15 protein-coding genes are annotated in these 14,585 nt (G+C 55.1%); 8 read left to right on the top strand and 7 right to left on the bottom strand.

Going from position 1 to position 14,585, the window contains the following annotated elements; translation table 11 throughout:
- Position 1 precedes the first annotated feature (1 nt).
- From gspF to gspC, 4 genes are read right to left on the bottom strand one after another with little or no spacing between them, the layout of a single operon-like run.
- The gene (gspF, locus tag IB212_RS07480; RefSeq protein WP_041910662.1) at positions 2-1,210 is read right to left on the bottom strand and encodes a type II secretion system inner membrane protein GspF; all 1,209 of its coding nucleotides are present in this window, start codon (positions 1,208-1,210) and stop codon (positions 2-4) included.
- A complete protein-coding gene (gene gspE / locus IB212_RS07475) occupies positions 1,210-2,688 on the bottom strand; it encodes a type II secretion system ATPase GspE (protein ID WP_006809432.1) in 1,479 nt (492 codons plus the stop codon). The genes gspF and gspE overlap by 1 nt, the downstream gene beginning before the upstream one ends.
- Before the next feature lie 14 nt (positions 2,689-2,702).
- Entirely contained in the window at positions 2,703-4,637 is a 1,935-nt protein-coding gene (gene gspD / locus IB212_RS07470) for a type II secretion system secretin GspD (RefSeq protein ID WP_041910663.1), read from the bottom strand.
- 13 nt (positions 4,638-4,650) lie between these two features.
- Positions 4,651-5,382, bottom strand: a complete 732-nt coding sequence (gene gspC / locus IB212_RS07465) for a type II secretion system protein GspC (RefSeq protein ID WP_041910664.1) — start codon at positions 5,380-5,382, stop codon at positions 4,651-4,653.
- A gap of 301 nt (positions 5,383-5,683) precedes the next feature.
- On the opposite strand from gspC, the gene IB212_RS07460 reads away from it, so the two are divergent.
- Both IB212_RS07460 and IB212_RS07455 read left to right on the top strand, forming a co-directional pair.
- On the top strand, positions 5,684-7,249 hold the full coding sequence (locus IB212_RS07460; RefSeq protein WP_188245751.1) for an ExeA family protein: 1,566 nt from the start codon (positions 5,684-5,686) through the stop codon (positions 7,247-7,249).
- The gene (locus tag IB212_RS07455) at positions 7,249-7,887 is read left to right on the top strand and encodes a hypothetical protein (protein WP_188245752.1); all 639 of its coding nucleotides are present in this window, start codon (positions 7,249-7,251) and stop codon (positions 7,885-7,887) included. The genes IB212_RS07460 and IB212_RS07455 overlap by 1 nt, the downstream gene beginning before the upstream one ends.
- Here the strand turns inward: IB212_RS07455 and IB212_RS07450 are convergent, their stop codons facing one another.
- The 3 genes from IB212_RS07450 to IB212_RS07440 all read right to left on the bottom strand — a co-directional run bounded on the left by IB212_RS07450 (position 7,888) and on the right by IB212_RS07440 (position 9,934).
- Positions 7,888-8,511, bottom strand: coding sequence for a helix-turn-helix domain-containing protein (locus IB212_RS07450; RefSeq protein WP_028012518.1), 624 nt, complete (start codon positions 8,509-8,511; stop codon positions 7,888-7,890). It lies immediately after the preceding gene.
- Positions 8,512-8,783: 272 nt separating this feature from the next.
- Complete coding sequence (locus tag IB212_RS07445; RefSeq protein WP_045630959.1) at positions 8,784-9,614, bottom strand: N-acetylmuramoyl-L-alanine amidase; 831 nt, start codon at positions 9,612-9,614, stop codon at positions 8,784-8,786.
- Positions 9,611-9,934: a heavy metal-binding domain-containing protein gene (locus IB212_RS07440; protein WP_028012516.1), complete on the bottom strand. Its 324-nt coding sequence runs from the start codon at positions 9,932-9,934 to the stop codon at positions 9,611-9,613. The genes IB212_RS07445 and IB212_RS07440 overlap by 4 nt, the downstream gene beginning before the upstream one ends.
- A gap of 97 nt (positions 9,935-10,031) precedes the next feature.
- Here IB212_RS07440 and IB212_RS07435 point away from each other — a divergent pair, with 97 nt between their 5' ends.
- The 6 genes from IB212_RS07435 to artJ all read left to right on the top strand — a co-directional run bounded on the left by IB212_RS07435 (position 10,032) and on the right by artJ (position 14,558).
- Positions 10,032-10,550, top strand: a complete 519-nt coding sequence (locus IB212_RS07435; protein WP_028012515.1) for a lipoprotein — start codon at positions 10,032-10,034, stop codon at positions 10,548-10,550.
- Between the two features lie 226 nt (positions 10,551-10,776).
- Positions 10,777-11,505, top strand: a complete 729-nt coding sequence (artP, locus tag IB212_RS07430; protein ID WP_008500030.1) for an arginine ABC transporter ATP-binding protein ArtP — start codon at positions 10,777-10,779, stop codon at positions 11,503-11,505.
- Between the two features lie 19 nt (positions 11,506-11,524).
- Positions 11,525-12,256 (top strand): arginine ABC transporter substrate-binding protein ArtI, encoded by a 732-nt coding sequence (gene artI / locus IB212_RS07425; protein ID WP_008500032.1) that lies wholly within the window; start codon positions 11,525-11,527, stop codon positions 12,254-12,256.
- Between the two features lie 6 nt (positions 12,257-12,262).
- Positions 12,263-12,979 (top strand): arginine ABC transporter permease ArtQ, encoded by a 717-nt coding sequence (artQ, locus tag IB212_RS07420; protein WP_119934913.1) that lies wholly within the window; start codon positions 12,263-12,265, stop codon positions 12,977-12,979.
- On the top strand, positions 12,979-13,647 hold the full coding sequence (gene artM / locus IB212_RS07415) for an arginine ABC transporter permease ArtM (RefSeq protein WP_028012513.1): 669 nt from the start codon (positions 12,979-12,981) through the stop codon (positions 13,645-13,647). Before artQ ends, artM begins: the two co-directional genes overlap by 1 nt.
- A 179-nt stretch (positions 13,648-13,826) precedes the next feature.
- Positions 13,827-14,558, top strand: a complete 732-nt coding sequence (artJ, locus tag IB212_RS07410; protein ID WP_015571008.1) for an arginine ABC transporter substrate-binding protein ArtJ — start codon at positions 13,827-13,829, stop codon at positions 14,556-14,558.
- Positions 14,559-14,585 lie beyond the last annotated feature (27 nt).

Here is a 14,585-nt window from a genome sequence, read left to right as displayed (position 1 = left end):
TTTAACCTACCATATTATTAAGTTGCAGAAGCGGTTGTAATATTGACAGCACGATGAATAAAACAATCGTCGCCATGGATACCACCAGCGCCGGTTCAAATACCGACAGCGTTAATGTAATTCGATGCTGCAATGCCGATTCCTGGTTTTCCGCCGCGCGGTCCATTAAATTGCCTAATTCTCCGCTCTCTTCGCCGGAGGCAATCATATACAGCATGGTTGGCGGGAATAATTTCGCCTGTTCCAGCGCGGCATAGAGCGATGCCCCCTGGCGCACGGTATCCGCCGCCTGCTCCAGCACCTGCCGGGCATAGAGGTTTTCGATACCGTCCATCGCGATATACATCCCCTCCAGCAGCGGCACGCTGCTGGCCTGCAAAATGCTCAGGGTACGGATGTAGCGGGCGCTGTTGATAGCGCACACCAGCTTTTTAATCGGCGAGCCGTTCACCAGCCAGCTGTGCCAGCGAAAACGGTTTTTGGCGTTTCTCAGCCAGGTCTTAAAGCCGACAAACCCGCCGCCGAGGATCCCTACGATGTAGATCCCGTACGCCTGCAGAAAATCACTCACCGCAATCAGCGTGCTGGTGGTGATCGGCAGCTGCTGCTTCATGTGGGTGAACTGCTCGATCACCTGCGGCACCACCGCCACCAGCAGAATGCTGATGACCGCGATGGCGACCACGGTCAGGGTAATCGGGTAGACCATCGCCTGCGTCAGCTTGCTTTTCATCTTCTGGCGCTGCTCGTTGTACTCCGCCAGCTTCTCCAGCACGTCGCCCAGGTGGCCGGTTTTTTCGCCGGCCATCACCAGGGTGCAGTAGAGCTTGTCGAAGGTGCGCGGGAACTGGCTAAACGCGTCGAACAGCGTGTGGCCTTCCACTACTTTCTCGCGGATCTCCACCACCATCGCCGCCAGCTTTTTGTCCTCCGTCTGCTTCGAGATAGCCTTCAGGGCGCTTTCCAGCGGCAGCGCGGCGTTGACCAGCGTCGAAAGCTGGCGGGTAAACATCGACAGCACCGGCGTGGAGAGCTTTGCGCCGGTTTTCGCTTTACCGGACGCCGCCGCCTCACGGGTTTCGTTGATGCTGACGGGCATCAGCTTTTGCTCGCGAAGCCACTGGCGAACCTGCTTTTTCCCCTCGGCCTGCAGCGTGCCGCGCTGGGTTTTCCCCGCGCCGTCCGTTGCGGTCCAGGCGTAGAAGGCCATTACGCATCCCCCCCACGCTCGGCGGTGACGCGCATCACCTCTTCCAGCGAGGTCACGCCGCTAATCACCTTCAGCAGCCCGTTTTCACGCAGGCTGTAAGCCTGCTTAAAGAGCTGCGTCTCGATAGACATTTCGTCCTTATCTTCATGAATGGCGCGGCGCATGGTGCTGTCCACCACCAGGAACTCATGAATACCGGCCCGGCCCTGATAGCCGCTCTGGCGGCAGTGTTCACAGCCCACCGCGCGGTAGATTGCTTTTGGCGGCGCGTCCATAAAGCTGAACAGCGCTTTTTCATTGGCATCCAGCGGACTGGTGGTCCGGCAGTGCGTACACAGCCGACGCACCAGACGCTGGGCAATGACACCGAGCAACGATGAACCGATTAAAAAGGATTCCAGCCCCATATCCCGCAGGCGAGTTATCGCCCCTGCGGCGCTGTTGGTGTGCAGCGTAGACATGACCAGGTGACCGGTAAGCGACGCCTGCACCGCAATTTGCGCGGTCTCACCGTCACGAATTTCCCCGATCATCACCACGTCCGGGTCCTGACGCAGAATGGCGCGCAGCCCGCGGGCAAAGGTCATGTCCACGCGCGGGTTAACCTGCGTCTGCCCCACCCCTTCCAGCTCGTATTCAATCGGGTCTTCAACGGTCAGAATGTTGCGTTCGTGACCGTTCAGCGCCGAAAGAATGGCGTACAGGGTGGTACTTTTACCGGAGCCTGTCGGCCCGGTGACCAGGATAATGCCGTGCGGACGGTCAATCAGCCCTTTCAGCTTCTCCAGCTCTTCATCAATCAGGCCCAGCTTGTTGATGTCAGGCTTAAGATTGCTTTTATCGAGCAGACGCATCACCACGCGCTCGCCGTACTGGGACGGAATGGTCGAGACGCGCACGTCGATCGCCTTGCGACCAATGCGCAGGGAGATACGGCCATCCTGCGGCAGGCGCTTCTCGGCGATGTCGAGTTTTGACATGACCTTGATGCGCGATACCAGCAGCGGCGCGAGCTTGCGCGCAGGCTGCAGCACCGGGCGCAGCACGCCGTCAACGCGGAAGCGAATGCTCAGCGTGCGCTCGAAGGTTTCGATATGAATATCCGACGCGCCGTCCTTCACCGCCTCGCCGAGAATGGCGTTGATCAGGCGGATTACCGGCGAGTTTTCGTCGTTATCGAGCAGATCTTCGTTATCCGGGATCTCCTCGGTTAACGCCATCAGGTCGATATCGGCGTCCATATCGTCCACCAGCTGCTGCGAGACGCCGCTGCTCTGCTGCCAGATTTTGGCCAGCATCTCGTCAAACGCTTCCGGCGTGAGGGTGACCGGGACGAACGCGCGTCCCAGCACCCGGCGCACTTCCAGCAGTGCAAATGCCGGGGTGTCATCACGGATATAGACGTCATTGTTATAAAATAAAACGCCGTTATCTTTTGCGTAGCTGCTGCTACACAGTGTTTTACTCAGTTCGTCCACGTTGCCCCTCCGCCTTACTCTTTAAACGGATTGCGTGTCGCGCTGGTTTTCACCGGTGCGGCATGGGTGGCCGTCTTAGTGTCGGCAGACGGAAACGCGGGCAGAATGGCGTTATCCGCTGGCTCAATAATGCCGAGCTTTTTCTCCTCCACGCGCTGCATCTGGCGAACGCGGATCTGGTCATATTTCTCTTTCGACGCGGCACTGTAGTTGTCGTCGTCACGCAGGACGGTGGTATGGATAAACACCATCAGGTTGCGTTTCGACGTGTCCTGCGAGGTGTAGCGGAACAGCTGGCCCACCAGCGGGATATCGCCGAGCAGCGGCACTTTGGAAACCGACTGCTTGGTGACGTTTTCCATCAGGCCGCCGAGCACCACCGTCTGGCCACTGTGGACCATCACTTCGTTATTAATGGTGCGAGTGTTGAAGGTCGGGCCGAGGCTGGCGTCTTCCGTCGCGCTGTTGTCTACGCTGGAGACTTCCTGCTCAATCTTCAGGTGGATCATGTCACCGTCGTTAATCTGCGGCACAATTTTCAGCTTGGTACCGACGGTCTTACGCTCAACGGAATTGAAGACGTTGTCGCCGCTGGTGGTCTGCGAACCGGCAAGGACCGGCACGTCCTGGCCCACGTTAAACGACGCTTCTTTGTTATCCAGCGTGACTACGCTCGGCGTGGAGAGAATGTCGTTTTTACCGTCGGTGGAGAGCGCGGTCATCAGGGCGCCGAAGTCGCCGTTGAAGAAACCGGTCGCCAGGCCGGTAAAGCTTGCCCCCTTCATGGTGCCGTTTTTAATCTGGCTGATAGGCAGGCCGGTTGAGCCGAACTGCACGCCGCCGTGCTTGCTGGTCCACTGCACGCCGAGATCCAGGCCGTTACCGTCCTGCACTTCAGCAATGATCGCTTCCACCAGCACCTGCGGACGGCGGATGTCGAGCTTGTCGATCACTTTCTCAAGCGAGTTCATCACGTTAGGCTGCGCGGTGATCACCAGCGAGTTGGTTGATTCGTCGGCGGTAATATTCAGATCCGTCGAGGCGCTCGCGGTTTTCGCTTTTGCGACACCCGGCTTGTCCTTCAGCTGTTCGCCAATCCCGGTCAGCACCGGCACCACCTTCGTGGCGCTGGCATATTTGAGGTAGAAGACGCGGGTATTCCCCTCGTTGTTCTGCTCGCGATCCAGCTGATGGATCAGAGAGCGGGTACGCATGCGCGCATCTTCCGAACCGCTGATCACCAGGCTGTTGGTCTCGTCATCCGCTACCACCTTGGTGGCGAGCTGCGGCGCGTTCTGCCCCTTCTGCTCTTCGTTGTTGAGGTTGTTCAACATGTCGGAGAGCTCTTTGGCGGACGCAAAGCGCAGCGGCACGATTTCGCGACGCTGAATGCCGTCTCTGTCGACGCGCTGCACCAGATCCACCAGGCGATTCACCACCGAGGCTTTCCCGGTTAACAGCAGGACGTTCGACGGCTCAAAATGCACCACGTTACCGATACCGGTGGCATCGTTCAGCTGGCGCAGCAGCGGCGCCAGCTCACGCACCGGCACGTTTTCCATGCGCACGACGCGGGTGATGATCTCATCGCCTTTGCCCGGATTTTTGCTGTCTGCCAGCGGGGCCCCGGCGGTGCGGGCTACGCTTGAGCGCACCACTTTGACCATGCCGTTGTCCATCGGGATCACCGACAGACCGTACAGGTCCAGCACGCTCAGGAAGAACTGGTAATACTCATCTTCCGTCAGCACGTTATAGGTTCTGACCGACACCGTACCCTGAACGGACGGGTCGACGAGAATGGTTTTGTTAAGATTGCGGCCTACCGTATCGATAAACTCGCGGATATCGGTATTTTTAAAGCTCGCGCTAAAGTTGGCTGCAAGCAGCGAACTGGAATATAACGACAATGCGGTCAGCGCCACGCACGCCCAAGGAAATTTCTTCATGTCTGTACACTTGTTAGTTGTTTAGAACATTAACCCGAATATTTTCAAGGTGAGCGTGACGTCTGACGACGACCTCCGCTTCTTTCATTTTCGACCAGTTGGCAATAATACTTTTTGCCTTTGCTTCATCGGTCATATCGACAGAGTTGACTTTCACAGCCACGTCGCCTTTTTCCAGCCCGGAATGGCTGAAGAACGCTGAGGCATTCCTTGGATTGATGTTGTAGCCTTCCAGTTGGCCTTTTTCGATTACCGGTTTTAACACCAGATAATCATCCAGATGCACGCTTTCCGCGCCTGCATCTTTCGTCGATTTGGTTACCGGGCCGCTATCAACGCCGCCCTTAAAATAGTCAGGCTTATTTAACGCCAGTACCTGCGTAGCACCTTCGTAATTAACCACCACATTGTCTTTGTTAATTTCCTGAATAAAAGCATCGTTAAAACCGGTCAGCGGCTCGCCTTCACGATAGCTGCGCTGGCCTGCCGGGGTTTTAATCACCGCAAAGGAGAGCCAGGCATCGTCACTGCTGACAATTCCTTCAATTTCCGCTGCCAGCGGGGCTTTCGCGGCAGCCGGTAAGTTATCCTGACGCACCGCAGCCGTGAACAGAGTAAATGTCTTTTCTTCACGACGATTTTTCAGCGGCTGTTCATCAGACTTAGCCAACTTATTCGTAACTTTTTTATAATCTTTAAACGTCAGATAGCCTTGCTGGCCGCAAAAAATTAACAGCACAAACATAATACAAGGCGTTATCCACCGTGACAGAAATGAGAACCTCATTTTTCATCTGGCCTTTAGCAAAGCGGAAATAAGCAGCGTCGGGCTGCGCCAATATGTGTGAAAAATAGTAATTAACTGCCGTAAATACGACCATCGACTTCGCCATTAACTTTAATAAAAAAAACTATTGACCAAATAAAATCGGGATGTTAGGTCATTGCAACTGGATATTTTTACCCTGTGCGCAAATTGACCACCCTGTGGCGTTGCTTTACTTTCTCGTCCTGTTGCTATTCCTAATCAGAGACGGTAAGTCGTTATGTATCAGAGCCACTTTAAATTTAAACAACCGCCATTCAGAACAATCACGGGTTTCTCCGGCGATTTTCTGGTGCCTTATCATCAGGACGTATTCAACCTGCTGAAAGAGAAAAGCCAGGTGGCGGGAATTATCGGGCTCTTTTGCAACGACGCATCGCTGCTGGGCCACTTCAGCGATGCGCTGAAGGCCAGCCTTCCTGGCGCCATTGCCATCAACGCGTTTCCTAAGCTGAGTGCCAGTAGCCTGCTGTACAAGCTCAACCCGGGAACGAAAGAGAGCAAGAGCCGCATTCAGGCGGTGGATGCCGTGCTGCATCAGTGGCAGGGCGGAAAAAACCGCAGCAAAACCCTCGTCATCCGTCACGCGGAAGCGATGAAGGAGACCTGCCGTGAAGTGCTGGGGATGTTGCTTACGCGTGCTCAGGAGCTGGAGTTCCGTCTGTCCATCGTGCTGATGGGCAGCGCGGAGCAGGAAGCCGCCCTCTTACACCCATCTGAACTTTGCGAATATGCCCATACCCGTCATACATTGCGTCCCCTGACCTGCCGGGAATTTCTCAGCTATGTGCAGGCGCAGTGTGAAGAACACGGGTGCGAGAATTCGCCGCTAACCCCGGCGCGCGTGCGCAAGATGCACGCGCTGACCAAAGGCAACATCAGCAAACTGAATGAACTGGCGCACCTGTCAATGCTCGCGGCCTGGACCGAACGTGCAGCGCAGGTCAGCCCGCGTCATTTACGCCTGGCGGCAGGCGAGATCCTCCCGGCGAAAAAACACGGTAAGCGCCTGGCGACCGTGGGATTGTTCGCCTCGGTTCTGTTCGCCGCCTGCGGATGGTATTTAACCGCCTCAATCAATGCAAAACTGCCGATTCAGCTTCCCGTACCAGCGAGCTGGAAACAGCAGAAGTCAAAAGCCGACGCGCCTGTCGTGCCGGTTATCGACAATGAAGTGGTTAATCAGCCGGATGCGATGCACCAGCTGTACCTGATGTGGGGGTATGACGCCTCCGCGGATGATGCGCTGTGTCAGAACGCCGGGAAGGTCAATCTGATGTGTAAACAGGGCAACGCGTCACCGGATGCGCTGGCACAGGAGGGTTATCCGTGGGTCAGTGAACTCAAAACCGGTAACCACCTTAACTACGCTGTTGTCGCCCGCGTAGGCGATGACTCGATGGATCTGCTGATGAATAACCGCACCTGGCAGGTGAGCCGCAGCTGGTTTAACCAGCATGCCACCGGTAACTTTACCCAGCTGCATCGCCTGACGCCGGAAGGCAAAGATGCCATCAGCGCCGCCAGCGATGCGAAAGACATGGGCTGGCTGGATCAGGCGCTGAGTCTGGCTCTTGGCCAGCCTGAAACCCATGCTCAGACCTGGACGGCTGAGATGATGAAACGCACCCGCGAGTTCCAGCAAAAAATGCATCTGCATGTGGATGGCATTCCAGGGGAAGATACGCTGATGCAGTTAATGCGTGAAACCCATACCACGCCGAGCGTGTTGCTTCAGGCCACGCATGCCACACCGGACGCCAACACGCAGGAGAAGCATTCCTAATGTCTACCATCTGTCTTGCGGCTCAGCGCAGCTACACCACCGGAGAGGCGGTCTGGTTTTCGTACCGCCTCCCCAGCCTGAGAAAAATTTGCGGTCATACCTTTTTATGGGTATTGGGTTTGTGCGCCCTGGTCATGGCAGGGCTGTACGCGCATATTTACTGGAATTTGCGCCACCCGGCCCCTGAACCGGTAAAAGCGAGCGTCGCTAAACCGGAAACGCAGCTTTCCGATATGCATTATGTGTACGTGAGTAAACCGTTCCCGCATCCGCATCCTAAACCGGCGCCGGTACGGGAAGAGATGCCGCCCATGCAGGATCTGCCGATAAGCACAGATGATGCTGACTGGCAGCAGGCCCCTGACAGCACCGTGCCGCAGGATGCCGGGCACGATACCTCGCGCGATACCCTGCCGGGAACCGAGGCGCACGAAAACACCACCGCGTCGTCGGGAAGTGAAGATGCTTCGTTAGCCGAATTGTTTAAGCAGGCGTTAAAAGAACAAGAGCAGGATTATTCTCAAGGCAAAATTCCCGCGCCGCCGGTTGACGAAACGCAGGATCAATCGCAAAGCAGTTTGTTGCATAACGATCACGTCCAGTCTCCTTTGAGTAAAAAAGGAGACCGTCTGGAGTAGTTAATATTTTTCAGGCAGCGTGGTGAGGTTAAGCAGACGACCTTTCTCCACCACAATATATTGACCTTTTTTCAGGTCGGAGAGGATTTTAATAATGGTACTGCGGGCCAGGTTGGTATATTCCTGAATATAGTCATAGATATTAATATCGCGCTGTTGGTGAACAATCAGCTCATTAATTTCGTAGAGGAATTCGCGGACCACAGAATAGGCGCTACGGGCGACCAGAACATCATCGCGTTTGCTCAGCAGGCAGATGTACCAGGAGAGCACTTTGGTCAATTCAGGCCACAGATTTTTCTCGGTCATAAGCTGCGCGAAGGCCTCTTTTTTGATGCTGCGTACCACGGTGTTTGCGCGGACCAGGCCGTACATATGGGCTGACTGATAGAAAATAGCGGAGAGGCCAAACACGCACTGTCCGGTGACGGTAAACATGCAGAGTTCGTCTGATTCACGACGGAATTCGACTTCGCCGCTGACGATAATATGAATATACTGAGAGTCAGCCGTGGAAATTTTCTGCCATTTCTTTAAGGTTTTCTCTTCAAAACCTTCCGTGGCAGAAATAATGGCTTCCATTTCAGGTTGTGGACGTAATTTTTTACCGTAAATGCTTAACATTGTTATACCCATTTAAGATTAGATTTATTAGACATAGCATGGCCGCGGCATTAAAACCGAAAACCAACAATCTTTTCCTGATGAAAGGCTCAAGGAGAAAATAAGAACGCCTGCCGCCAGCAATATTTTTTTGATTTACTTAGCAAGCTATGTGTCTATCTTAAATCCGGATAATTTTAAGTCAATTTACTAAAAATGAATTGAGTTTGTACTTAAGATTAATCTCAAGCACAAATAAGGGGAAAACGCGCATTCGGGCGAAAACCGAAGGTTTACCCCTGCCCGTATTTCTCTAAAAGGGCTTCTGCAATGGCCATCGTTTCCACATCCGCGACGCCGTTCCATACCTGCGGGCGATAGTGCATCTGGAAGGCGGTGATAACGCGTTGCTGCTGCTGATCCGTGGCGTTGTCCGGCACCTCATAGCCATAGCGCATCAGCAGATCGAGCAGGGCTGCACGATCTACCTCCTGATAGCGCGGACGACCATTGATATAGAAGTTCACGCGCCCGGCATCGGGCCAGGCCCCAATCCCCTGCTTCGCCAGCGCCTGCCAGGGAAACAGCGGGCCGGGATCGTCCTTACGCTGGGGCGCGATATCAGCATGCGCCACCACGTTCTGCGGTTTAATGTCGTACCGGGCGATAATGTCTTTCGCAAGCGGGATAAGCGCCGCGATTTGCGCGGGCTCAAACGGCGCGAAAACTTTCACACCGTCGCGCTTCTGCCAGCCGCGGTTCTCCAGCTCAATGCCGACAGACGTGTCGTTGATGCGGTTGGTGCCGCGCCAGAAGCTGATGCCCGCATGCCAGGCCAGCTCGCTCTCCGGCACCAGCTGCCAGATGCGCGGCTTCCCGTCCGGCGTCGGCGGCTTCGCAGGGATGAGATAATGCGAGCTGACGTTTTTGTCGGTTAAGGTCGCAAGCGAGGTGTCGAAGTCGTCGGCGGTGTAGTGGATCACCAGCACCTTTATGCGCGGGTAGGCCGCCTGCGCCTGATGGCGGGTATCCAGTTCGTAGGCACCTTTATCAACAATGCCTTTTTCCTGGGCGCATCCTGCCAGCAACATCGCCAGCAGGAGCGTTGAAAGCGAGCGCTTCATCGACGGGTTTTCACCGCCGTGCCGCTTACGCTCACCATCAGCATGCTCGAATCTTTGCCGACGGTTTCATAATCAATATCGATCCCTACAACGGCATCTGCGCCCAGCGCTTTGGCCTGCTCGCCCAGCTCCTTAAACGCAATTTCGCGCGCTTTACGCAGCTCTTTTTCGTACGCGCCGGAGCGTCCACCGACGATGTCACGAATCCCGGCAAAGAAATCCCGGAAAATGTTCGCGCCCAGAATCGCTTCGCCGGTGACCACGCCGCAATACTCGGTAATGGTCTGTCCTTCCAGGGTCGGCGTTGTTGAAAACTGCATACTTTCTCTCCTTCTTTAGCGTTCAATGCGTTAGCAACAGCATTATCGGTTCGTTACGCTATGATTGAAAGGATAGTTAATAAATAAGGAAATCAACATGCGCTACTCTGCTTTAACACTTTTAGTGCCCTGTGCGCTGGTGCTCAGCGCCTGTACTACCACGGTCACGCCAGCCTTTAAGGATATAGGTACCCGCAGCGGCCCCTGCATAGACGGCGGCCCGGATACCGTGGCGCAACAGTTCTATGATTACCGCATTCAGCATCGCGGAAATGATCTCACCGCCCTGCGCCCGTACCTGAGCGATAATCTTGCAAAACTGCTTAACGACGCCACCCGCGATCCACAGCATAACGCCCTGCTGAAATCCGATCCGTTCTCCAGCCGCACCACGCTGCCGGACAGCGCCGAGGTGGCCAGCGCGTCAACCATCCCGAACACCGATGCGCGGAACATTCCGCTGCGCGTGAAGCTGACCCAGGGAACCCAAACCTGGCAGGACGAAGTGCTGATGATCCGTGAAGGCCAGTGCTGGGCGGTGGACGATGTGCGCTATATCGGCGGCAGCGTTCATGCCCCGGCCGGCACGCTGCGCCAGTCAATTGAGAACCGCTAGATCATTAGTGATAAAAATGTTACCCCCGTAAAATGTCCGGCATTTCACGCGGAATGCCGACATTTATACTCGCCGACCTTGCCGTTCGCTATTTTGTGCTATGTTTAAGAGGAAATGCGGGTTATATTTAACTTTTAACGCAGAAATATTGCATAACTATTCTGTCAACGGTACTATCTGCGGCCTCAATTGCTATAGATTGCCTGGATGAGTAAAGACTGCCCCGATGAGTATTAAACTAAACGGCATTAACTGCTTCTACGGCGCACACCAGGCGCTGTTTGACATCACGCTGAACTGCCCGGAAGGCGAAACGCTGGTTTTACTTGGCCCAAGCGGTGCAGGCAAAAGCTCCCTTCTGCGCGTCCTTAATCTGCTTGAAATGCCCCGTTCCGGTACGCTGGCTATCGCCGGTAACCATTTTGATTTCGCGAAAACCCCGTCAGATAAAGCTATACGCGAACTGCGTCAAAACGTCGGCATGGTCTTCCAGCAATACAATCTCTGGCCGCACCTGACCGTGCTGCAAAACCTGATTGAAGCCCCGTGCCGCGTGCTGGGGTTAAGCAAAGATCAGGCCATCGCGCGTGCTGAAAAGCTGCTGGAGCGTCTGCGCCTTAAGCCCTACAGCGACCGCTATCCGCTGCACCTCTCTGGGGGTCAGCAGCAGCGTGTGGCGATTGCCCGCGCGCTGATGATGGAGCCCGCGGTACTGCTGTTTGATGAGCCGACCGCGGCGCTGGACCCGGAAATCACCGCCCAGATCGTCAGCATCATTCGCGAGCTGGCGGAAACCAATATTACGCAGGTCATTGTTACCCACGAAGTGGAAGTGGCGCGTAAAACCGCCAGCCGTGTGGTCTACATGGAAAACGGGTATATCGTTGAGCAAGGTGACGCGAGCTGCTTCGCGAACCCGCAAACCGATGCCTTCAAAAACTATTTATCTCATTGATTGTGTCAGGGGAAATATAATGAAAAAAGTATTACTTGCCGTGCTGCTTGCTGGCGTTACCCTTTCCGCTACCGCAGCCCAGACCATTCGTTTTGCCACGGAAGCCTCCTACCCTCCGTTTGAGTCCATCGATGCGAACAACAAAATTGTTGGCTTCGACGTAGACCTGGCAAACGCCCTGTGTAAAGAGATCGACGCAACCTGTACCTTCAGCAATCAGGCGTTCGACAGCCTGATCCCAAGCCTGAAGTTCCGCCGTATTGACGCCGTGATGGCCGGTATGGACATCACCCCCGAGCGCGAAAAGCAGGTGCTGTTCACCACCCCTTACTACGACAACTCCGCCCTGTTCATTGGTCAGAAAGGTAAATTCACCTCTGTCGATCAGCTGAAAGGCAAAAAAGTGGGCGTGCAGAACGGCACCACGCACCAGAAATTCATCATGGATAAACATCCGGAAATCACCACCGTTCCGTACGACAGCTACCAGAACGCGAAGCTGGATCTGCAGAATGGCCGTATCGACGGCGTATTTGGTGATACCGCTGTCGTGACCGAGTGGCTGAAAGCCAACGACAAACTGGCGCCAGTGGGCGACAAAGTGACCGATAAAGATTACTTCGGTACCGGTCTGGGGATTGCCGTTCGTCAGGGCAACACCGAGCTGCAGCAGAAATTCAACGCTGCGCTGGAAAAAGTGAAGAAAGACGGCACCTACGAAACCATCTACAAAAAATGGTTCCAGAAGTAATTCCTGATGAATGAAATTTTTCCTTTAGCAAGCGCCGCCGGGATGACCGTCGGCCTTGCCGTTTGCGCACTGATTATCGGCCTCGTGCTGGCGATGTTCTTTGCGGTGTGGGAATCCGCCAAATGGTTCCCCGTCGCCTGGACAGGCTCCGCGCTGGTCACCGTGCTGCGTGGGCTACCGGAAATTCTGGTGGTCCTGTTTATCTATTTCGGTTCCTCACAGCTGCTGCTCACGCTGTCTGACGGCTTCACGATCAATCTTGGCTTTGCGCAGATCCCGGTGCAGATGCAGATTGAAAACTTCGACGTCAGTCCGTTCCTGTGCGGCGTGATTGCCCTCTCCCTGCTCTACTCCGCGTACGCGTCGCAAACCCTGCGCGGTGCGCTGAAAGCGGTACCTCAGGGGCAGTGGGAATCCGGTCAGGCGCTGGGCATGTCGAAAGCAGCGATCTTCTTCCGTCTGGTGATGCCGCAGATGTGGCGCCACGCCCTGCCGGGCCTGGGTAACCAGTGGCTGGTATTGCTGAAAGATACCGCGCTGGTGAGCCTGATCAGCGTGAACGATTTGATGCTGCAAACCAAAAGCATCGCCACCCGTACTCAGGAGCCATTTACCTGGTACATCGTGGCGGCGGCTATCTACCTGGTAATCACGCTGCTCAGTCAGTACATCCTCAAGCGTATTGACCTGCGTGCGACGCGCTTTGAACGGAGACCAGGCTGATGCTTGAATATTTCCCGGAGTTGATGAAAGGGCTGCACACCAGCCTGACGCTGACCGTGGCGTCCATCATTGTGGCGCTGATCCTGGCGCTCATCTTCACCATCATCCTGACGCTGAAAACGCCGGTGCTGGTGTGGATCGTGCGCGGCTACATCACCCTGTTTACCGGTACGCCGCTGCTGGTGCAGATCTTCCTGATATACTACGGTCCGGGCCAGTTCCCGTCACTGCAGGCGTATCCGGTTATCTGGCACCTGCTCTCTGAGCCGTGGCTCTGCGCTCTGATTGCCCTTTCGCTGAACAGCGCGGCCTATACCACCCAGCTGTTTTACGGGGCGATCCGTGCCATCCCGGAAGGACAATGGCAGTCCTGCGGGGCGCTGGGCATGAGCAAAAAAGACACGCTGGCGATCCTGCTGCCGTACGCCTTCAAGCGCGCGCTCTCCTCTTACTCCAACGAAGTGGTGCTGGTGTTCAAAAGTACCTCACTGGCCTACACCATCACCCTGATGGAAGTGATGGGTCACGGGCAGCTGCTGTACGGGCGCACCTATGACGTGATGGTGTTCGGCGCGGCCGGCGTGGTCTATCTGGTGGTGAACGGTCTGCTGACGCTGATGATGCGACTGATTGAGCGTAAAGCGTTAGCGTTTGAGCGCAGAAATTAATCACGCGAGTGCATAAAACGTAATTACCAGAGCGGATAACCCGATGGCTTATCCGCTTTTTTTTATACCACACACAATATTTAATCATATTTATTGCATATAAATTCATTAACTGGCATTGTACATCCATGCCGCAGACACGGCGCATAATGACAAGATAGACAGACGGGAGCATTACAATGAAAAAGTTAGTTCTGGCCGCACTACTCGCCACCTTCGCCGCTGGCGCATCCGCTGCTGATAAAATCAATTTTGGCGTTTCGGCCACCTATCCGCCGTTTGAATCGCTGGACGCCAGCAATCAGATCGTCGGTTTCGATATCGACCTGGCGAAAGCCCTGTGCAAGCAGATGCAGGCCGACTGCACCTTTACCAACCATGCCTTCGACAGCCTGATCCCGTCGCTGAAATTCAAGAAATACGATGCGGTGATCTCCGGGATGGACATCACGCCGGAGCGCAGCAAGCAGGTTGCATTCACCGACCCGTACTACGCCAACTCGGCGGTGGTGATTGCGAAGAAAGGGGCTTACAAGTCCTTTGACGAGCTGAAAGGCAAACGCATCGGGATGGAAAATGGCACCACGCACCAGAAATACCTGCAGGACAAACATCCTGAAGTGAAAACCGTGGCCTATGACAGCTACCAGAACGCGATTATCGACCTGAAAAATGGCCGTATCGATGGCGTATTCGGCGACACCGCGGTAGTGAACGAATGGCTGAAAACCAACCCGCAACTGGGTACGGCGACCGAGAAAGTGACCGATCCGCAGTACTTCGGCACGGGCCTCGGCATCGCGGTACGCCCGGATAACAAAGCCCTGCTGGAAAAACTGAACGGCGCGCTGAAGGCGATTAAAGCAGACGGCACGTACCAGAAAATCAGCGAGCAGTGGTTCCCGCAGTAATCTCTTTTTGCCGGGTGGTCTGGCCTA

Source organism: Enterobacter sp. E12 (assembly GCF_014596715.2).
GTDB lineage: Bacteria > Pseudomonadota > Gammaproteobacteria > Enterobacterales > Enterobacteriaceae > Enterobacter > Enterobacter bugandensis.
The sequence above is the reverse complement of the archived record's forward strand: the minus strand, read 5'-3'. Positions and strand labels throughout refer to the sequence as shown.